This window comes from Microbacterium shaanxiense, from assembly GCF_054779995.1.
In genome coordinates this window covers 985393-1005675 of sequence record NZ_BAAGXE010000001.1, presented here as the reverse complement: position 1 = coordinate 1005675, position 20283 = coordinate 985393, and the positions used below count along the sequence as shown (strand labels likewise).

At 67.8% G+C, this 20283-nt stretch carries 19 protein-coding genes; 15 read left to right on the top strand and 4 right to left on the bottom strand.

Annotated features, from left to right (window positions below; all coding sequences use genetic code 11):
- The first annotated feature begins 4 nt into the window (after positions 1–4).
- A complete protein-coding gene (locus tag ACYVG2_RS04750) occupies positions 5–589 on the top strand; it encodes an HIT family protein (protein WP_448966151.1) in 585 nt (194 codons plus the stop codon).
- 28 nt (positions 590–617) lie between these two features.
- Here ACYVG2_RS04750 and pdxY read toward each other — a convergent pair whose 3' ends face one another.
- Complete coding sequence (gene pdxY / locus ACYVG2_RS04745) at positions 618–1469, bottom strand: pyridoxal kinase PdxY (protein WP_460779904.1); 852 nt, start codon at positions 1467–1469, stop codon at positions 618–620.
- A 39-nt stretch (positions 1470–1508) separates the two neighbouring features.
- Positions 1509–2816 (bottom strand): aminotransferase class I/II-fold pyridoxal phosphate-dependent enzyme, encoded by a 1308-nt coding sequence (locus ACYVG2_RS04740; protein WP_460779903.1) that lies wholly within the window; start codon positions 2814–2816, stop codon positions 1509–1511.
- Positions 2817–2912: 96 nt separating this feature from the next.
- On the opposite strand from ACYVG2_RS04740, the gene pdxS reads away from it, so the two are divergent.
- The 11 genes from pdxS to ACYVG2_RS04685 all read left to right on the top strand — a co-directional run bounded on the left by pdxS (position 2913) and on the right by ACYVG2_RS04685 (position 13867).
- Positions 2913–3830, top strand: a complete 918-nt coding sequence (pdxS, locus tag ACYVG2_RS04735; RefSeq protein ID WP_460779902.1) for a pyridoxal 5'-phosphate synthase lyase subunit PdxS — start codon at positions 2913–2915, stop codon at positions 3828–3830.
- Between the two features lie 28 nt (positions 3831–3858).
- The gene (locus tag ACYVG2_RS04730; RefSeq protein WP_460779901.1) at positions 3859–4461 is read left to right on the top strand and encodes a hypothetical protein; all 603 of its coding nucleotides are present in this window, start codon (positions 3859–3861) and stop codon (positions 4459–4461) included.
- Entirely contained in the window at positions 4458–5063 is a 606-nt protein-coding gene (gene pdxT / locus ACYVG2_RS04725) for a pyridoxal 5'-phosphate synthase glutaminase subunit PdxT (protein WP_460779900.1), read from the top strand. The genes ACYVG2_RS04730 and pdxT overlap by 4 nt, the downstream gene beginning before the upstream one ends.
- A 174-nt stretch (positions 5064–5237) precedes the next feature.
- Positions 5238–5999, top strand: coding sequence for a YebC/PmpR family DNA-binding transcriptional regulator (locus tag ACYVG2_RS04720; protein ID WP_448966150.1), 762 nt, complete (start codon positions 5238–5240; stop codon positions 5997–5999).
- A gap of 46 nt (positions 6000–6045) precedes the next feature.
- Positions 6046–6630, top strand: coding sequence for a crossover junction endodeoxyribonuclease RuvC (ruvC, locus tag ACYVG2_RS04715; RefSeq protein WP_448965596.1), 585 nt, complete (start codon positions 6046–6048; stop codon positions 6628–6630).
- A 9-nt stretch (positions 6631–6639) separates the two neighbouring features.
- On the top strand, positions 6640–7263 hold the full coding sequence (gene ruvA / locus ACYVG2_RS04710) for a Holliday junction branch migration protein RuvA (RefSeq protein WP_460779899.1): 624 nt from the start codon (positions 6640–6642) through the stop codon (positions 7261–7263).
- Entirely contained in the window at positions 7256–8296 is a 1041-nt protein-coding gene (ruvB, locus tag ACYVG2_RS04705) for a Holliday junction branch migration DNA helicase RuvB (RefSeq protein WP_460779898.1), read from the top strand. The genes ruvA and ruvB overlap by 8 nt, the downstream gene beginning before the upstream one ends.
- Positions 8297–8367: 71 nt before the next feature.
- Positions 8368–8793: a preprotein translocase subunit YajC gene (locus tag ACYVG2_RS04700; protein WP_460779897.1), complete on the top strand. Its 426-nt coding sequence runs from the start codon at positions 8368–8370 to the stop codon at positions 8791–8793.
- 42 nt (positions 8794–8835) lie between these two features.
- Positions 8836–10563: a protein translocase subunit SecD gene (gene secD / locus ACYVG2_RS04695; protein WP_460779896.1), complete on the top strand. Its 1728-nt coding sequence runs from the start codon at positions 8836–8838 to the stop codon at positions 10561–10563.
- Positions 10563–11552, top strand: a complete 990-nt coding sequence (secF, locus tag ACYVG2_RS04690; protein ID WP_460779895.1) for a protein translocase subunit SecF — start codon at positions 10563–10565, stop codon at positions 11550–11552. The genes secD and secF overlap by 1 nt, the downstream gene beginning before the upstream one ends.
- A gap of 65 nt (positions 11553–11617) precedes the next feature.
- Complete coding sequence (locus ACYVG2_RS04685; protein ID WP_460779894.1) at positions 11618–13867, top strand: RelA/SpoT family protein; 2250 nt, start codon at positions 11618–11620, stop codon at positions 13865–13867.
- Here the strand turns inward: ACYVG2_RS04685 and ACYVG2_RS04680 are convergent.
- Both ACYVG2_RS04680 and ACYVG2_RS04675 read right to left on the bottom strand, forming a co-directional pair.
- The gene (locus tag ACYVG2_RS04680; protein WP_460779893.1) at positions 13837–14424 is read right to left on the bottom strand and encodes a hypothetical protein; all 588 of its coding nucleotides are present in this window, start codon (positions 14422–14424) and stop codon (positions 13837–13839) included. The genes ACYVG2_RS04685 and ACYVG2_RS04680 overlap by 31 nt on opposite strands.
- Positions 14425–14475: 51 nt before the next feature.
- The gene (locus tag ACYVG2_RS04675) at positions 14476–15834 is read right to left on the bottom strand and encodes a DUF349 domain-containing protein (RefSeq protein ID WP_460779892.1); all 1359 of its coding nucleotides are present in this window, start codon (positions 15832–15834) and stop codon (positions 14476–14478) included.
- Between the two features lie 207 nt (positions 15835–16041).
- Here ACYVG2_RS04675 and nirB point away from each other — a divergent pair, with 207 nt between their 5' ends.
- The 3 genes from nirB to cobA are packed head-to-tail and all read left to right on the top strand — an operon-like array spanning position 16042 to position 20283.
- Complete coding sequence (nirB, locus tag ACYVG2_RS04670; RefSeq protein ID WP_460779891.1) at positions 16042–18621, top strand: nitrite reductase large subunit NirB; 2580 nt, start codon at positions 16042–16044, stop codon at positions 18619–18621.
- Positions 18618–19010 carry a nitrite reductase small subunit NirD gene (gene nirD, locus ACYVG2_RS04665; RefSeq protein ID WP_460779890.1) on the top strand — a complete coding sequence of 131 codons (393 nt, stop codon included), beginning with the start codon at positions 18618–18620 and terminating at the stop codon, positions 19008–19010. Before nirB ends, nirD begins: the two co-directional genes overlap by 4 nt.
- 1 nt (position 19011) lies before the next feature.
- A complete protein-coding gene (gene cobA, locus ACYVG2_RS04660; RefSeq protein ID WP_460779889.1) occupies positions 19012–20283 on the top strand; it encodes a uroporphyrinogen-III C-methyltransferase in 1272 nt (423 codons plus the stop codon).

Genomic DNA, 20283 nt, shown 5'->3' with positions numbered 1-20283 from the left:
CTCGATGCCGGACCCGTCGAACTCCGAGGCCGCGTCGGGGATCGATGCGTCCGGCATCGCCGCGGAGGATGGCGCGCACCTCGCCGGTATCCCCGACCAGTTCCAGCGACTGTGGACGCCGCACCGCATGGCGTACATCCAGGCGGGCCCGCAGCCCATGCGCGACGAGTGCCCGTTCTGCGAGGCGCCGAAGCACCCGGACACCGAGCGGCTCATCGTCGCCCGCGGTGAGACGGCCTACGTGCTGCTGAACCTGTTCCCGTACAACTCCGGACATCTGCTCGTGTGCCCGTACCGCCACATCGCGACGTACGACCAGGCCACGACTGAGGAGGTCGCCGAGATCGGTGCCCTCACGCAGACCGGCATGCGGGTGCTGCGCGAGGTGTCGAACTGCGACGGCTTCAACCTGGGCATGAACCAGGGCGCGGTCGCCGGTGCGGGCGTCGACGGACACCTGCACCAGCACATCGTGCCGCGCTGGGAGTCGGACGCGAACTTCTTCCCGATCATCGCCAAGACCAAGGCGCTGCCGCAGCTGCTCGGGCAGGTGCGCGAGGCGGTCGCGCACGCCTGGCCGCAGACCTGACCGGCAGCAGGGCCGACCGGCGACCGGGTCAGCGCACCTGACGTGCGGTGAACTGCATCTTCGGGTGCGCGTACGACTCCTGGGCCTCGATGAGCTGCAGTTCGCGATCACCGGAGTCCAGCGTCATCTGCAGCAGGTCGAACACGCTCGACGCGGTGCGCTCGAGGGCGGTCTTCGCGCTTCCCGTGGAGACGTAGTGGGCCGTGAACAGCGCCGCCGTCACGTCACCCGAGCCGTTGGCCTTCATCGGCAGGAACGGCGTCTGCACGATCCACGCTCCGGCGTCGTCCGCCGCGAGCATCTCGATGGTGCCCTCTTCGCGATCGGGACGCTCGACGCTCGTGACGAGCACGGTCGACGGCCCCATCGCACGGGCGGCGTCGACCGACGCGAGCGTCGATTCCAGCGTGTCCGGTTCGGTGCCGGTCAGGAAACCCAGCTCGAACTGGTTGGGGGTGATGATGTCGGCGACGGGCACGACGCGCTCGCGCAGAAGCTCAGGGATCGCCGGCGCGACGAAGCATCCGGACTTCGCATTGCCCATGACCGGATCGCAGGCGTACAGGGCCTTCGGGTTGGCGGCCTTGACGCGCGCGACGGCGTCGATGATGACATCGCCGATGCCCTCGCCGCCCTGATAGCCAGAGAGGATCGCATCGACCTGTGCGAATGCGCCACGCTCCTCGATTCCGGTGATGACGTCGGCCACGTCGCTCGGATCGATCAGCGGTCCGCGCCACGCGCCATAACCGGTGTGGTTGGAGAAGTTCACCGTGTAGACGGGAAGCACGTCGACGCCGATGCGCTGCAGTGGGAACACCGCGGCGGAATTGCCGACGTGACCGTAGGCGACAGCTGACTGGATCGAGAGGACCTTCATCCTTCGATCTTCTCACTGCCGAGCCGCGTGTCGCGCACGTCAGCGCACCGCACCGGCGATGTCGAGCACCAGCTGTTCGGCCTCTTCATCCGTCAGATCGTGCACGGTGAGCCGCAGATGACGCGAGGGCGTCTCCGCGTCGGTGAGCGAGAACCCGTCCCCGGTGCGCACCAGCCATCCGCGACGCATGAGTCGTTCCGACACCGCCTGCGCAGGGATCGGGAGCTCGACCCAGAGGTTCATCCCGTCCACATGACGGGTCTCGATCCCGTGGTCGCACAGCTGCTGAGCGAACGCCGCATTGCGCTCGGCATAGTGCGCACCGGCTGCACGTATCGCTGCGCGCACATCGTCGTCGGCGAGCAGTCCCCGCGTCAGACGCTGCAGCAGGTGGCTCACCCAGGTGGTGCCGGGACTCAGGCGCATGGCGAGTCGCTCGGCGGTCTCGGGGTCGGTGGCAGCGACGGCGAGACACATGTCGGGGCCCAGGAATTTCGACACCGAGCGGAGCAGCGCGAAGCGCTTGTGATCCGGACCGATCAGGCTCTCGTATCCGCGCGACGACAGCATGGAGAAATGATCGTCCTCGATGATCAGGACGTAAGGATGCTCCGCGAGCAGTTCCCGCAACGCGGCGGCCCGCGCCGGGGACAGACTCGCTCCGGTCGGATTCTGCGCGCGGGGCGTGCAGATGATCGCCCTGACGCCGGCATCCAGTGCCGCGCGCAGGCCTTCGACCGTCATCCCCTCGTCGTCCACCGGCACAGGCACCGCTCGATAGCCGCCGAGGCGGACAGTGTGGATGCTGGCAAGGAAGCACGGATCCTCCAGCGCCACGGCGTCATCGCGCATCAACGCCTGAGCGAGCAGGCGCTCGACGGCATCGACTGCTCCACTGGTGACGGTGATGCGGAACTCGTCCGAGGGGAGATCGGGGTCGATCCACTCGCGGGCCCACGCTTCAAGGCCCGTGTCGATCACGGGCTCGCCGTAGAGCACCGGACGCCCGGCGACCGTGGCCAGCACCGGAGTCGGGTCGGGGATGAGCCTCGGGTCTGGATTGCCGGTGCCGACGTCGCGCAGCACGGTGTCTGCGGCGTAGCCCTCCTGGGCGACCGCATCGTGCGCGACGAGCATGGTGCCCGCGCGTCCGCGGCTGACCACGAGCCCCGCCTGCGCCAGCTGTCGGTACGCAGCGACGGTGGTGTTGCGGTTCACCCCGAGACGTGCGGCGAGTTCGCGCACAGGGGGCAGCATCGCGCCGGGACGCAGCAGTCCTCGATCGCGGAGTTCGCGCACGCTCGTCGCGATGTCGGACGCCGTGGTCCCCGTGATCTGGTCGTTCATGTCACCCCTCGACATGCGAGTCTACGCGGCACGGCGACAGTGGTATCTTTTGGCATAGATCAAAGTGCAGGTTTGGATACCCGGAAGGAACAGCTCATGGCTGCAGACCAGAACCCCGCCGTCGGCCAGAACCCCACGACGGGGTCGTCCCGCGTCAAACGCGGTCTCGCCGAGATGCTCAAGGGCGGCGTCATCATGGACGTCGTCACCGCAGAGCAGGCGAAGATCGCCGAAGACGCCGGCGCCGTCGCCGTGATGGCGCTGGAGCGCGTGCCCGCCGACATCCGCGCACAGGGCGGTGTGTCGCGCATGAGCGACCCGGACATGATCGACAGCATCATCGACACCGTGTCCATCCCGGTCATGGCGAAGGCGCGCATCGGCCACTTCGTCGAGGCCCAGGTGCTGCAGGAGCTCGGCGTCGACTACATCGATGAGTCGGAGGTGCTCTCGCCCGCCGACTACGTGAACCACATCGACAAGTTCGGCTTCAAAGTCCCGTTCGTGTGCGGTGCGACCAACCTGGGCGAGGCGCTGCGGCGCATCAACGAGGGCGCGGCGATGATCCGCTCCAAGGGAGAGGCGGGCACCGGCGACATCTCGGAGGCCATGAAGCACATCCGCAAGATCCGCGGTGAGATCGCCGCTCTCACCGCTCTGCCCAAGGACGAGCTGTTCGTCGCCGCCAAGGAGCTCCAGGCGCCCTACGAGCTGGTCGCCGAGATCGCCGAGACGGGAAAGCTCCCCGTCGTGCTCTTCGTCGCGGGCGGCGTGGCCACACCGGCGGATGCCGCGATGATGATGCAGCTCGGCGCGGACGGCGTGTTCGTCGGTTCGGGCATCTTCAAGTCGGGCAACCCCGCAGAGCGGGCCGCCGCGATCGTCAAGGCCACGACGTTCTACGACGACCCCAAGGTGGTCGCCGAGGTCTCGCGCGGGCTTGGCGAGGCCATGGTCGGCATCAACGTGTCCGATCTGCCCGCACCTCACCGCCTCGCCGAGCGTGGCTGGTGACCCCACCTCGACGAGTAGATTTCTCGGCATGACGACGTCCCGTGAGTGGCAGCTGATCGCGCTGAACACGATGTACGCGAATCTTCAACGAGCCCATGTGTTCGATCGGTCGACGCACCTCATCATCGGAACTGCGGAGGACGAGGCGCGCTCCGCCGTGCTGCGCGGGTGGATGGATGCCGTGGCGAACGCGTTCCAGGCAGCGCTGGTCGCGGAAGAGGTGAACACGCAGACTCAGCAGGCGCTTCTCCCACTGGCGCCCTGGTTGGAGGGCGAGGTGGAGCGCTATTACGCGCAGCATGTGAGTGATGCGCCATTGCGGGAGCAGGCCGCGTTCGGCGCTGCGCACGTCTACGCCAGCGACTATCAGGACAAGGGGGAACTGGCCATCGCGAAGGCGTGCGGTCACGCCGAGCAGGCAGACGGGCTCCTCCAGCACAGGCCGCTGATGATCTCGTTGATCAACCAGGCCAAGATCGCTGTCGGCACGGCGGCCGAAGGCGAGCCCACCGAGGAGGCCAGGGGGTACATCCGAGATCACGTCGCCGTCGCCGAGCGTGATGAGGGACGGATGAGACTCCAAGTCGGCGCGATCCCGGTTATGCTCGCGGGGCAGGATCCTCGAGGATGACGGCGATCGCGGGAGCAGGGCGACGCGTCGGAGTCCTGGCACTTCAGGGAGACGTGCGCGAACACGTCGCAGTCCTCGAGGGGCTGGGCGCCGCAGTCCTGATGGTGCGCCGTCCGGAGGAGCTTGCGCAGATCGATGGCCTCGTGATCCCCGGCGGGGAATCGAGCGTGATCGACAAGCTTTCGCGGATGTTCGGTCTGCAGCATCCGATCCGCGAAGCGATCCGCGACGGGATGCCGGTGCTCGGCACGTGCGCCGGTCTCATCATGCTCGCCGACAGCCTCGTGGACGCCATCGAGGGGCAGGAGTCGTTCGGCGGACTCGACGTCGTGGTGCGCCGGAACGCGTTCGGGCGTCAGGTCGAGTCGTTCGAAGCTGTCCTCGATGTGCCGGCGCTCGGGCTCGAACAGGTGCGTGCGGCGTTCATCCGCGGGCCCGTCATCGAGCGGGTAGGGCCGAAGGCGACCGCGCTGGCCAGCTTGGAGGACGGCCGAGTCGTGGCGGTCGAGCAGGGCGCGCTGATCGGCATCAGCTTCCACCCCGAGATCACCGGGGAGACCCGCTTCCACGAACGGTTCCTGTCGGCCGTGCATTCTCGTTGACCCGTACACCTGTCGGCTCAGATCACGGATGTCGGCAGAAACACCGCATTATCGGCTGACAGGTGTGATTCCTACTGACATGTGTGTCCGGCGCATCCGGTGCGCCGGACGGGATTCGTTAGAATGGACGACGCGCTGCGATGTCAGCAGGGCGGATACGACGAGCGGAGACATATGTCCGGGCATTCCAAGTGGGCGACGACCAAGCACAAGAAGGCGGTCATCGACTCCAGGCGCGCGAAGTCGTGGGCCAAGCTCATCAAGAACATCGAGGTCGCGGCGAAGCTCGGCGGCGCCGACATGGCCGGCAACCCGACGCTGTTCGACGCCGTGTTCAAGGCGAAGAAGATGTCGGTGCCGAAGGACAACATCGACCGTGCGGTCAAGCGCGGTGCGGGCATCGGCGGCGAGAGCGTCGAGTACACCTCGATCATGTACGAGGGCTACGGCGCGAACGGCGTCGCCCTCATGATCGAGTGCCTCACCGACAACAAGAACCGTGCGGCAGCCGAGGTGCGCACCACCCTCAGCCGCAACGGCGGCACCCTCGCGGACCCGGGCAGCGTCGCCTACAACTTCACGCGCAAGGGCGTCATCGTCGTCGGATCAGAGGGCACGACAGAGGATGACGTCATGATGGCGGCACTCGAGGCCGGCGCCGAGGAGATCGAGCCGCACGCCGAGGGCTTCGAGGTCATCACCGAGGCATCCGACCTCGTCGCCGTGCGCACGGCGCTGCAGGACGCGGGCATCGACTACGAGTCCGCCGACGTCGAGTTCGTGCCGAACCTCAAGGTCGAGATCGACGCAGACACCGCACGCAAGATCTTCCGCCTGATCGACGCCCTCGAAGACAGCGAGGACGTGCAGAACGTCTACAGCAACTTCGACCTGAGCGCAGAGGTGCAGGCCGAACTCGAGAACAGCGAAGACTGAGGCGCGCCGTCGGAGCCGTCGCTCTCCCGGCGCGTACGCTGGGGGAGTGGCGGCTTCTTCTCTGCGGGTTCTGGGCATCGACCCCGGTCTCACCCGATGCGGTGTCGGCGTCGTCGACGTCGACCGCTCGCGCCGCGGCAGCCTGGTGCACGTCGGTGTCATCCGCACCCCGCCCGACATGCCGATCGGCGATCGTCTCGCCGCCGTAGCCACCGGGATCAGGGCGGTCCTCGAGCAGCATCGACCGGATGCCGTCGCCGTGGAGCGCGTCTTCGCGCAGCACAACAGTCATACAGTGATGGCCACGGCGCAGGCGAGCGGCGTCGCGCTCCTGCTCGCAGCAGAAGCGGGCCTGCCCGCTGCGACGCACACGCCGAGCGAGGTGAAGGCCGCAGTGACCGGCTACGGCTCGGCTGACAAGAAGCAGGTGCAGGCGATGATCGCCCGCATCCTGCGTCTCGATGCGCCGCCGCAGCCCGCCGATGCGGCCGACGCTCTGGCGATCGCGCTCTGCCATGCCTGGCGCAGAGGCGGTGCCGCGCCCGGCGTCTCAGAGACGCTGACCCCGGCGCAGCGCGCGTGGGCGGATGCCGAGCGTGTCGCTCGAACATACATACGATCGGGCTCGTAGGCTGGGAAGATGATCTCCTCGCTGCACGGGACCGTGCTCTCCACAGGTGCAGACCATGTCGTGATCGAGGTCGGCGGCGTGGGGTTCTTCGTCTTCGTCCCCGGTGACGTGGCGCACACCAGCCGCGTCGGCGAGCAGTTGCGCCTGCACACGAGCCTGATCGTGCGCGAGGACGCCCTGACTCTCTTCGGCTTCGCGGAGCCTCTCGAACTGGAGGTGTTCGGACACCTGCTGAGCGTCACCGGCGTCGGCCCGAAATCGGCGCTCGGGGTGCTCGGCCACCTCACCGTCGACCAGATCGCGGCCGCGGTCGCCGACGACGACGATGCGCCGTTCCGGCGCGTGTCGGGGATCGGTCCGAAGACGGCGAAGCTCATCGTCGTGCAGCTCGCAGGCAAACTCAAGGCGCCGGCGGCACGGGCTGCGGAAGCACGCTCGGGGACCGGGACGGATGTCGTCGCCCAGCTGACCGCCGCCCTGGTGGGTCTCGGGTGGTCCGAGAAGGTCGCCGGCGAAGCCGCGACGGAGACCGCCGAGGCGGCCAGCGACGCGGATCGTCAGTCCGTGTCTGCCCTGCTGCGTCAAGCCCTCGCCGCGCTCGGCCCGGCCAAGTCGGGAGCAGCCCGTGGCTGAGGAGAGCACGTTCGAGGGCAGGAGCTCCGAGCCCATCGATGAGGCGGAGCTCGCGATCGAAGGGGCGCTGCGACCCGGCAGCCTCGGCGAGTTCGTCGGACAGCCGAAGGTGCGCGGCCAGCTGCAACTGCTGCTCGACGCCGCGCGCATCCAGAACCGCTCACCCGATCACATTCTCCTCGCGGGCCCTCCGGGCCTCGGCAAGACCACCCTCGCGATGATCGTCGCGCATGAGAGCGAGCGCCCGCTTCGCCTCTCCAGCGGTCCTGCGATCCAGCACGCCGGCGATCTCGCCGCGCTGCTGTCGAGCCTGGTGCCCGGCGAAGTGCTGTTCATCGACGAGATCCACCGCATGGCGCGCTCCGCGGAAGAGATGCTCTATCTCGCGATGGAGGACTTCCGCATCGACATCATGGTCGGCAAGGGCGCCGGTGCGACCAGCATCCCGCTGGATCTCGCGCCGTTCACGCTCGTGGGCGCGACGACGCGCTCCGGCCTCCTCCCGAACCCGCTGCGCGACCGGTTCGGCTTCACCGGTCACCTCGAGTTCTACGACGACAGCGACCTCGAGAAGGTCATCGACCGATCGTCGAGCGTGCTGGGCGTGTCGATGCCAGGCGATGCACGTGCGGAGATCGCACGGCGCTCTCGCGGCACACCGCGCATCGCCAACCGGCTGCTGCGGAGGGTGCGCGACTACGCGCTGGTGCACGGCGAGCACGGATCGGCATCGATCGGCGAGGTGCGTGCAGCGCTCGAACTCTACGACGTCGACCCGATCGGGCTCGATCGCCTGGATCGCGCAGTGCTCGACACCCTCGTGCGCCGATTCCGCGGCGGCCCGGTCGGGCTCAGCACTCTGGCGGTCGCAGTGGGCGAGGAGGCCGAGACGGTCGAGAGCGTCGTCGAGCCCTTCCTCGTGCGGATCGGTTTCCTCGGACGCACGCCGAGGGGACGTGTGGCGATGCCCGAGGCATACGAGCACCTCGGCCTCCAGCATCCGGAGACCGCCGCATTGTTCGATGACCTATAATCGCTGAAGGCTTCCCCCGACCCCCTCTGCGCGTCCATCGATGGCGCGCGCACTTTGAAAGGCTTCGCCTGATGGAAATCGTCCTCTTCGGACTCCTCGCAGTTCTCCTCGTCTTCATGTTCATCAACACTCGCAAGCGTCAGAAGCAGATGAAGGCCGAGCAGGAGGAGAAGGCCACCAAGACAGTTCCCGGTGTCAAGGTGCTGATGCAGGGCGGCCTCTACGGCACCATCGTCGCGTACGACGCCGATGACCTCGACTCGCCCGCACTCGTGGAGATCGCTCCCGGCACCATCATCGAGGTGCACAGCCAGGCGATCCTGCGCATCGTCGAGCCGAAGGATGCCGTCACGGACACCGAGGACGCCGACGCCGACGCCGACGCCGACGAGATCGTCGAAGAGCCGCAGGCCCCGCTCGAGTCGCCTGCCGCTCCGTCGCTCGAGACCCCGGAGGAGACCCGCGCTCGTCTGGACCGCGACTCCGACGACAAGTAGTCCTCAGCCCCGCCGCCCGGCATCGTAGAAAGCTGAACGTACGTGGCATCTTCTTCTCCAGTCCGTCACGCCTGGAAGGTCCTTCTCAGCCTTCTCATCGTGACGGCCGCATTGTTCGGCATCAACGCTGCGGGCGTGGCACTCGGGCAGAGCTCCTGGGCTCCTGAACTCGCCCTCGACCTCCAGGGCGGCACGCAGATCGTCCTCGGCGCCGTCACCGAGGACGGGGCCGACCCGACTCAGGAGCAGCTCGACCAGGCGGCGGCGATCATCCGCCAGCGCGTCGACGCCGCGGGCGTCGCCGAGGCGGACATCACGACCGAGGGCGGACGCAACATCGTCGTCCAGATCCCCGGAACAGCTGACGAGGAGACCCGCGCACGCATCCAGGCGAGCGCGCAGCTCGAGTTCCGCGCCGTGATCTTCGCGGGAGACCCGGCGACGGAGTTCGTCGGCGAAGACGGCAACGCCACGCCGTACCCGACACCGGATCCGAACGCCAACGCGACCCCGACGGCTGAGCCGACCGACGGCAGCGACATGTCGTGGGTCACGGAGAAGCTGCAGGCCGAGTTCCTCGCCTTCGACTGCGCCGACCCGGAGAACACCGCTGCGGATGCTCCGGAGGACCAGCCGCTCATCACCTGCGATGACACCGGTACCGCCAAGTACATCCTCGGACCGATGGAGCTCTCCGGAGACGCCATCGATGACGCGACCAGCGGCCGCGCTCCCGACTCCGGTGCGTGGACCGTGCAGCTCACGCTCGACGGCAACGGCACCGAGGTCTTCGGCAACATCAGCCAGCGTCTGTACCAGAACAAGATCGACGGTCTCAGCCCGCGCGACCAGTTCGCCTTCGTGCTCGACGGGAAGGTGATCTCCGCTCCGCAGATGAACGGCGTGATCCTCAACGGCAAGCCCAGCATCTCCGGCTCCTTCACCCAGGAGACGGCGGAGACGCTCGCCGATCAGCTCAAGTACGGTGCGCTCCCGCTGAGCTTCACGACCGAGAGCTCCGACACCGTGTCGGCGACCCTCGGCACGCAGCAGCTGCAGATCGGTCTGATCGCCGGGCTCATCGGCCTCGCGCTCGTCGCGGTGTACTCGCTGCTGAGTTATCGCGCACTCGGCTCGGTGATCATCGCGTCGATCGCGGTGATGGGCGTTCTGACCTACATCATCGTCTGCATCCTGGCCTGGCGACTCGGCTTCCGTCTGTCGCTCGCCGGTGTCGCGGGTCTGATCGTGTCGATCGGCTTCACGGCAGACTCGTTCATCGTCTACTTCGAGCGCATCCGAGACGAACTGCGCGACGGGAAGTCGATCACGGGCGCGGTGGAGGACGGCTGGGGTCGGGCGAAGCGCACGATCTACATCTCGAAGTCGATCAACATCCTCGCCGCCGTCGTGCTGTACATCCTCGCCGACTCCACCGTGAAGGGCTTCGCCTTCACCCTCGGACTCACGACGCTGATCGACGTGTTCATCTTCGTGATCTTCACCCATCCGGTGATGCAGCTGCTGGCGAGAACCCGGTTCTTCGGAGGCGGGCACAAGCTCTCGGGTCTCGACCCTGAAGCGCTCGGAGCGGTCTACCGCACTCGCACGCAGTACCGCCAGGTGGCACCGGCGACCGTGGGACGAGCGGCCAAGAACAGCCGCTCCCGCGCAGAAGCCGAAAGACGACAGACCATCGCCGAACGCAAACGCGCCGAGGCGCTGGCCGGCGACAGATCCACCGATGCCGGAAGCGAGGGAGAGCGCTGATGGCCTCCATGAATGAGTTCGGCAACAACCTCTACAGCGGGAAGACCTCGTTCCCGTTCGTCGGCAGGCGACGCCTCTGGTTCATCATCGCGATCGCTCTCGTCGTCGCATCCGCGCTCGTACCGCTGCTGCGTCCCGTGCAGTTCTCGATCGAGTTCACGGGTGGTTCGCAGTTCACGGTGCTCGCGCCGGACAGCACCGACCAGTCGACCGCGACCCGCGCCGTGCAGTCGGTCGTCCCTGAGGCCGCCGCCAAGGTCGCCATCGTGAACGGCACCGACGTGCGCGTGCAGACCTCGCAGATGACCCCGGAGGAGACGCAGAGCGTCGCGGGGGCACTCGCCGACGCGTACGAGGTCCCCGCCGAAGAGGTCACATCGTCGTTCATCGGCCCGGTGTGGGGCGAGAGCGTCACCCGGCAGTCCCTATGGGGTCTGGCGATCTTCCTCGCGCTGACCTTCCTGATCCTCGCGATCTACTTCCGAACGTGGAAGATGTCGGCGGCGGCGATCATCGGTCTTCTCGATGTTCTCGTCATCACCGTCGGCGTGTACGCCCTCGCCGGCTTCGAGATCTCGCCGGCGGCGGTGATCGGATTCCTCACGATCCTCGCGTATTCGCTGTACGACACGACAGTGGTGTTCGACAAGATCAGGGAGAACACGACCGAGGACGGTGAGAACTCGTCGCGCACGTTCGGCGAATCGGTCAACCTCGCCGTCAACCAGACGCTGATCCGCTCGATCAACACGTCAGTCGTCGCGGCCCTCCCGGTCGGCGCGATCCTGTTCATCGGGTCGTTCTGGCTCGGCGCGGAGACGCTCACCGACATCTCGCTGTCGATCTTCGTCGGCATCCTCGTCGCGACCTACTCGACGCTGTTCGTGGCCGCACCGCTGTACTCGCTCTTCCGCGAGAAGGAGCCGCAGATCATCGCTCGGGACGCACGCGTGCTCGAACTGCGTGAGCGCGCCCGCGCGGACGCGTGACTCCAGCGGGCGCGCAGCCGTGCCCGTTCTGCGCGCGTAGGATGATCTGACCCGGAGGTGTAGTGATGGCGGAGGCGAGCACGTCGACGCAGGGATCCAGTCTGAGGCGACTGGTGCCCCGCATCTTCTCTCGCGCGCCCCGCATCAACGATCTCGACAACCTCGTCCGCACTGTGCGGGTCAACCATCCCAAGGGCGATCTCGCGATCATCGAACGCGCATACCGCGTCGCGCATGAGAAGCACGAGGGCCAGAAGCGTCAGAGCGGCGAGCCGTACATCACGCATCCGCTCGCGGTGGCGCAGATCCTCGCCGAGATGGGGCTCGGTCCTCGGGCCATCGCCGCGGCTCTGCTGCACGACACCGTCGAGGACACCGGCTACGCCCTGTCCGAGCTGACCGAGGCGTTCGGCGATGAGGTCGCCATGCTCGTCGACGGCGTGACCAAGCTCGACAAGGTCAAGTACGGCGAGAGCGCCCAGGCCGAGACGGTCCGCAAGATGATCGTCGCGATGTCGAAGGACATCCGCGTGCTCCTGATCAAGCTCGCCGATCGCCTTCACAACGCGCGCACCTGGGGATTCGTCCCGCCCGAGAAGGCGGAGCGCAAGGCCAGGGAGACGCTGGAGATCTACGCGCCGCTGGCCAATCGGCTCGGCATCCAGGCGATCAAGTCCGAGCTCGAGGACCTCTCGTTCGCGGTGCTGCACCCCAAGATCTACGCCGAGATCAACAGCCTCATCGCGCAGCGCACCCCGCAGCGCGAGAAGTACCTGGCGCAGGTCATCGAGTCCATCAACGAGGACCTCCATGATCTGAGGATCCGCGGCAAGGTGGGCGGGCGCCCGAAGCAGCTGTACTCGGTGTACCAGAAGATGGTGATCCGCGGACGCGAGTTCGACGACATCTACGACCTCATCGGCATCCGCGTGCTCGTGAACTCCGTGCGCGACTGCTATGCCGTGCTGGGCGCCATCCACGCGCGGTGGACGCCCCTGCCCGGACGGTTCAAGGACTACATCGCCACCCCGAAGTTCAACCTGTACCAGTCCCTGCACACCACGGTCATCGGACCCAGCGGCCGCACGGTCGAGATCCAGATCCGCACGCACGAGATGCACCAGCAGGCGGAGTTCGGCGTCGCCGCGCACTGGATGTACAAGGAGCGCATGAACGGCGGCCGGCCGGTCGCCGGACCTTCGGACACCGACATGACCTGGCTGGCCCATATCTCGGACTGGCAGGCCGAGACGGCGGACCCCAGCGAGTTCCTCGACTCGCTCCGCTTCGAGATCGGTGCGAAGGAGGTCTACGTCTTCACCCCGAAGGGCAGGGTCATCGGCCTTCCCGCCGGGGCGACGCCTGTGGACTTCGCGTACGCCGTGCACACCGAGATCGGTCACCGCACCATGGGGGCGAAGGTCAACGGCCGCCTGGTGCCGCTCGAGACAGCGGTCAAGAGCGGCGATGTGGTCGAGGTCTTCACCTCCAAGAACCCGGATGCCGGCCCCAGCCAGGACTGGCTCAGCTTCGTCAAGAGCACTCGAGCCCGCAACAAGATCCGCGGCTGGTTCACGAAGGAGCGCCGCGAGGAGGCGATCGAGCAGGGCAAGGAATCCATCGCCCGGGCCATGCGTCGACAGAACCTGCCGCTCCAGCGCCTGATGAGTCAGGATTCCTTCTCGGAGGTGGCGCACCAGCTGCACTACGAGGACGTGTCCGCACTCTATGCCGCCGTCGGCGAGGGACATGTCTCCACGCAGTCGGTGCTGGAGAAGGTGACCGCCCTCATCGCCGCGAACGACACCACGACCGGGGCGATCGAGATCCCGGGGCGTCCGCGCTCCAGGGAGCCGCGCACCGGTGACTCCGGCATCCTCGTGCGCGGCGCGGACGACATCCTCGTCAAACTCGCCAAATGCTGCACACCTGTCCCCGGTGACCCGATCGTCGGCTTCGTCACGCGCGGCAGCGGCGTGTCGGTGCACCGCTCCGACTGCGTGAACGTCAAAGCGCTCAGCGTCGAGGAGCAGCGCCTGATCGAGGTCGAGTGGGCGCCGACGACGAAGAGCGTGTTCAGAGTGCAGATCCAGGTCGAGGCACTCGATCGCGCCGGCCTGCTCTCCGATGTGACACGCGTTCTCAGCGAGCATCACGTGAACATCCTCTCGGCCACGGTCAACACGAACGACGAGCGCCTGGCGATCAGCCGGTTCGTCTTCGAGATGGGCGACTCGGTGCACCTGGACCGCGTGCTCAATGCCGTGCGCCGCATCGACGCGGTCTACGACGTGTACCGCGTCACCTCGTCCTGAGCGCGCCGAGCGCGTCCCTCCAGCAGTTCTTCGACAGTCGCCAGCGCGGCGAGCTTGCCCGGCATCCGCGGGCGCGCGGTGAGCAGCGCGTGCGCCTCGGGCAGCAGTGCGGGGAGTGTCCCTGCCATCTCGTGCATCCACGCATCGCACTCGGGATACCGCACCGACATGAGGACCAGATCGGTGAGCGTGCGCATCGGCGTCGTCACTGGGACGGCGTCGACGAGCATCAGGTCAGCGGACGGGGCTCGGCCTTCATGCGCGATCACATCCATGCGCTGCTCGATGCGCGGACGTCGATCCACGGCGCGCTGGATGTGGTGACGTGCGGGCGGCGCCTGTCCGACGCCGTGCACCCACGCGGCCGTCGGGCCGCCTGCGGCGTAGCCCAGGGGGAGTATCGGCGCGAGAGCCACCGCTCTGGCACCCGCATCCTCCGGCAGGTCTGCAGGCATGTAGCCCTCGCCGATCTCGACGAGCAGTCCGTCCAGTCGCGCGGCGTTCAGCTCCTGCGGAGACAGCAGCGCCCCGGGTCGGTAGAACAGTGAGGGATGCACACCTTCAGTGTGTCCCGCTGCTCACCTCGCCGGGGCGGGCTGTGGATAAGGTCAGCCGTCGAGCGCGTTGAGCCAGGCGCGGCGTGCCTCGAGAGCATCAGCCGCTTCCTTGGCGGCCTTCTTGTCGCCGGCCTTCTCGGCGGCGGCCTTCTCGCCCTCGAGCTTCTCGATCGCATCGAGCAGCTGCTGGCTCATGTCGTTCGCACGCGCCTTGGTCTCGGGGTTGTTGCGCTTCCAGTCGACCTCTTCGCGCGACTTGAGCGCCTGTTCGATCGTGCGCAGCTTGTCGTCCAGCGCGCGTTCGCGATCGCGCGGGAAGATGCGTCCCACGTCGTCCCACTGGCGCTGGATGCGGGTGAGAAGAGCGCGGGCCTGTTTGATGTTGGGCTCGTCGGCGACGGCCTTGGCCTCTTCGAGAAGAGCCTCGCGCGCCTCGATCTTCGGGGCGGATTCCGCCTCCTCCGCAGCGGACTGCTCCGCGCGCGCCGCGTACAGCGCGTCGCCGGCGGCCTTGAACCGCGCCCAAAGGGCGTCGTCGGCCTTACGACCCGCTCGGCCAGAGGCCTTCCACTCGTCCAGGAGTGCACGATAGGCGGGAATCCCGTCGACGCCCTTGGGCGCGAGGGCCTCGGCGCGTTCGATCAGCTGCGCCTTGCGGTCACGGGCGGCCTTGTGCGTCTCGTCGAGTTCGGAGTAGAACGCACGGCGGCTCTTGTCGACCACGGAGCGGGCATCACGGAACCGCTTCCACAGTTGCTGGGAGATGCCCTTCGGCAGGCGGGGACCGCTCTGCTGCTGAGTCTGCCACGCGTCGAAGAGCGCGGTGACCTCTTCGGTCACCTGCTTCCACTGCACCTTCGAGAGATCGCGGGCGGCGATCTGCTCGATGCTCTCCACGAGCACCGTGCGTTCGGCGATCGCCGCGTCCACGAGCTCCTTGGCCTGCTGAGCCTCGGCGGCACTCGCCTCGGCCAGGGTCGCCGTGAGCGCGTCGAGGCGGGAACGCAGGGATGCGAGGTCGCCGACGGCTGCGGCGCCGGTGACCTCGTCGACGAGGTGACGTGCCTGCGTCGTCAGATCACTGGCCGAAGCACCGCCGGACTGATGACGCTGCTCGAGCGTGTGCACCTTGAAGGCGAGATCGTCGAACTTGCGCACGTAGTAGGCGAGAGCCTCTTCCGATGTGCCGTCGGGGTACTGGCCGACCACGCGCCATTCGTCGCCCTCGCGCACCTCGACCGTGCCGTCTTCCGTGACGCGGCCCCAATCGGCGGAGTCGGCTGCCGCGACCGGCGACACCGGGGATGCCGGTGCGGCTGCCGCAGCGGGTGCGGGAGTGCGCGGGGGCATCGGGATGCGCGGGGGGCCGGGGACGGGGGGAGTCGGCTTCGAAGGCTCGGTGGCAGACACGATGTGCTCCTTGCGCGGTCAGCCCGCGGGAGGGGGAAAGGACGATGATCAGCCTAGTACGAGCCGGGCACTGCGCGAGGGGGCCGGGATCTCACAGTGTCGTTACCGTTTTGTGAGAAGAACGTTCGACGCGCGTAACGGGAGGCGCCGGGTCCGTGAAACACCGCGCTCATAGTGTCTGGTCATCCCCGAGGTGCTGGAGGCGCAGTGAACGAGAACAGCGAAGCCGTGACACGGGTCGTCGTGGTCGGTGCCGGAATGGTGGCGCACAGGTTCGTCGAGAGCATGATGAGCCGGGCTGAGCGCCCGGTGCTGATCACTGTGATCGGTGACGAGGGGCGCCATCCGTACGACCGGGTCGGGCTCACCGGATACTTCTCCGGTGCGTCACCGAACGAACTGACGCTCGATCGCACGGTGCTGGAAGACGAGCGCGTCGCCCTGATCGCCGATGACAGGGTCGTCCGCATCGATCGTCGCGCTCAGACGGTCACGACGCGCTCGCGCAGGGTCATCGACTACGACACGCTCGTGCTCGCCACAGGTTCGTACGCCGCCCGCGTGGCCGTGGACGGAGCGGATCTGCCCGGATGCTTCGTGTACCGCACTCTCGACGACGTGCAGGAGCTGCGCAGGTTCGTGCAGCGTCGCAGCGCCGAGCTCGGGCGAGCGCTGCGGGGTGCGGTGATCGGCGGCGGTCTGCTCGGACTCGAGGCGGCGGGCGCTCTGCAGGGACTCGACGTCGAGTGCACCGTGGTGCAGTCCTCGGATCGGCTGATGTCCGCCCAGCTCGATCTCGCGGGCGGCGGCATGCTGCGCCGTCTGATCGAAGCTCGGGGCATCGCCGTGCGCACAGATTCGCGCACGACCAGGCTCGATCCGGATGAATCCGGCGCCGTCACCGCGCTGGAGTTCCAGGACGGCAGTTTCCAGCGGGCGGACGTCGTGATCTTCACCGTCGGCGTCCGGCCCCGTGACGAGCTCGCCCGCAACGCGATGCTCGACGTGCACCCTCGCGGCGGCGTGCTGATCGACGATCGCTGCCGCACGAGCGATCCGGCGATCCTCGCGATCGGCGAGGTCGCGAACTTCGATGGACGCAGCGTCGGTCTCGTGGCGCCCGGCTACGCGATGGCGGAGGTCGCCGCCACCCGTCTTCTCGGCGGCGACGCGACCTTCCCCGGCTACGACGAGTCGGCCAAGCTCAAGCTGTCCGGCGTCGACGTCGCGAGTTTCGGCGACGCGTTCGCTCAGACGCCGAACGCGCTCGACGTCGTATACTCCGATCCGGTGAGCGGCGTGTACAAGAAGCTCGTGCTCTCCGACGATGCGCAGACCCTCCTCGGCGGCATCCTCGTCGGCGACGCGGCAGCATACGGCTCCCTGCGCCCGCTGGTGGGTGCCGCGCTCGGAGCCGACCCCGTCGCGTATCTGATGCCGGAGGGCGGCGTCCAGGCGCCGGGAGGTGAACTGCCCGACGAGGCGGTCGTCTGCTCCTGCTCCAACGTCACTGCCGGTCGTATCCGGCAGGCAGTGCACGAAGAGGGCTGCATGGATGCGGGTGCCGTCAAGGCCTGCACCAAGGCCGGCGCCACGTGCGGCTCGTGCGTCCTGATGGTGAAGAAGGTCGTCGGGCAGGAGCTCACGAAGCTCGGTCAGACGGTGTCGAACGCGCTGTGCGAGCACTTCGACATGTCACGACGACAGCTCTTCGACGCCGTGCGCGTGTCGGAGCTCACGACCTTCAGCGCGGTGATCGAGCGGTTCGGGCGGGGTCGCGGCTGCGACATCTGCAAGCCTGCTCTCGCGAGCATCCTCTCCGTCCTCGTCGGCGCGCATGTGCTCGAGGGTGAGAACGCGACGCTGCAGGACACCAACGACCACGTCATGGCCAACATGCAGAAGGACGGCACCTACTCGGTCGTGCCGCGGATGCCCGGTGGCGAGGTCACGCCAGCCGGTCTGGTGGTGATCGGGCAGGTGGCCGAGGACTTCGGGCTCTACACGAAGCTCACCGGCGGACAGCGCATCGACATGTTCGGTGCCCGGCTGGAGCAGCTTCCGCTGATCTGGCAGCGACTGGTGGATGCCGGGTTCGAATCAGGGCAGGCCTACGGGAAGTCGCTGCGCACGGTGAAGTCGTGCGTGGGCTCGACCTGGTGCCGCTACGGTGTGCTCGACTCGGTGGGCATGGCGGTACGGCTGGAGCTGCGCTACCGCGGGCTCAGGGCTCCGCACAAACTCAAGATCGGCGTATCGGGGTGCGCGCGAGAGTGCGCAGAGGCACGGGGCAAGGACGTCGGCGTCATCGCCACCGAGACCGGCTGGAACATGTACGTGGGAGGGAACGGCGGATTCACTCCTCGGCATGCCGAGCTCCTCGCCTCAGACCTCTCGGATGATGAACTCATCCAGGCCATCGACCGGTTCTTCATGTACTACATCCGCACCGCCGACCGTCTGCAGCGCACGGCCCCGTGGTGCGAGGAGCTCGACGGCGGGCTCGCCGGCCTCAAGGATGTCATCTTCGACGACTCCCTGGGCATCTGCGCCGACCTCGACGCGGCGATGGCCACGCATGTCGACAACTACGAGGACGAGTGGGCGGCGACGCTGCGCGACCCGCAGAAGCTGAGGCGGTTCGAATCGTTCGTGAACGCGACCGACACCCCCGATCCCTCGCTCGCCTACGTCGCCACCCGCGGCCAGCTGCGTCCGGCCACGACGCAGGAGCGGCAGTCGGGCGGCGTGATGATCGCCGGAACCACTCTGGAGGTGCGTCGATGACGCTGATCCCCGATCTGCGCAGCGCCGTGCGCGTGTGCAGCATCCACGACCTCGAGGTGGAGCGGGGCCGCGCCGCCCTGCTGGGCACGGAGCAGGTCGCGCTGTTCCTGCTCGGCGACGGCAGCGTGCACGCCGTGTCGAACCTCGATCCCTACAGCGGCGCCAACGTGATATCGCGCGGCATCGTGGGCACGAGGGGCGATGCGCCGACGATCGCCTCGCCGATGCACAAGCAGGTCTTCGATCTGAGAACAGGAGAATGCGTGGAGACGCAGGGCAAGCCGGCGCACAGCCTCGACGTATGGGCGGTGCGCATCGACGGCGGCGACATCCATCTGCTTCCCACCGCGGCGCGATCGTCCGAGGGCGCGCTGCAGGAAGCGGGCTGACATGACCACGATGCTCGGATTATCGCTGACCGGACGCCGCGTGGTGGTCGTCGGCGGCGGGGCGGTGGCCGCCCGGCGTCTCGCACGCTTCCTCGCTGACGGTGCGCTCGTCGCCGTCGTGGCCCCGGAGCTCGCGTCTCCCATGCGAGCGCTGATCGACTCGCACAGGGCAGGATCGGACGCGGAGGGTGCGGTCGAGTGGGTTCCGCGCCGCTTCATCGCGGACGACCTGGACGGCGCATGGCTCGTGCACTGCGCGACCGGCGATGCCGCAGTCGATCGAGAGGTCGTCGCGCTGTGCGATCAGCGCCGCATCTTCTGCGTCAACGCCTCGGACGGCGCGCACGGCAGTGCACGCATGACCGCGCAGACGACCTCCGGCGACGTGGTCGTCGGCGTGTCGAGCGAAGTGGGCGTCGATCCTCGTCGAGCCGCGGGCGTGCGCACGGCGATCGAGGGGATGCTGGCCTCCGGCCTTTTCCCGTTGCGCAGACGCCGCACGGGCGGCACAGGGCGCGTCGATCTCATCGGAGGGGGCCCTGGACCCGTCGACCTCATGACGGTGCGGGCGCGGCGGCTGCTCGCCGAAGCCGACGTCGTGATCGCCGACCGTCTCGGTCCGTCGGATGCCGTGATCGCGGAGCTCGATCCGGATGTGCTCGTGATCGACGTGGGCAAGCGCCCTCATCACCACCCCGTGCCGCAGGCGGAGATCAACGACCTGCTCGTCGCGCACGCGAAAGCGGGAAAGCGCGTCGTCCGTCTGAAGGGCGGTGATCCCTTCCTGTACGGCCGCGGCGGCGAAGAGGTGATCGCCTGTCAGCGGGCAGGCGTTCCCGTTGAGGTCACACCGGGCGTCTCCAGCGCGCTGTCGGTGCCCCAGGCCGCCGGCATCCCGGTGACGCACCGGGGCACGGCATCCGCCCTGCACATCGTGAACGGGCAGGGCGAGGTCTCGGCTACAACGCTGCGAGCCCTCGCCGACCCCGAGGTGACGACGGCGATGCTCATGGGGGTCGCGGCACTGCCCGAGGTGGTGGGGTCGGCACTCTCGCACGGGATCAGCAGCGATCTGCCGGTCGCGATCATCGAGAACGGCCACACCACGCGGCAGCGCACGACGCGCAGCACCCTGGTCGATGTGGTGGCCCATGCCGCTGACATCGGTGTGCAGAACCCGGCCGTCATCGTGTTCGGTGATGTGGCCAGGGCGGGTCTGCTCATGCCGGAGACGGCCCGGCGCGGCGATCACCAGGCGGGGAGAGTGCGATAG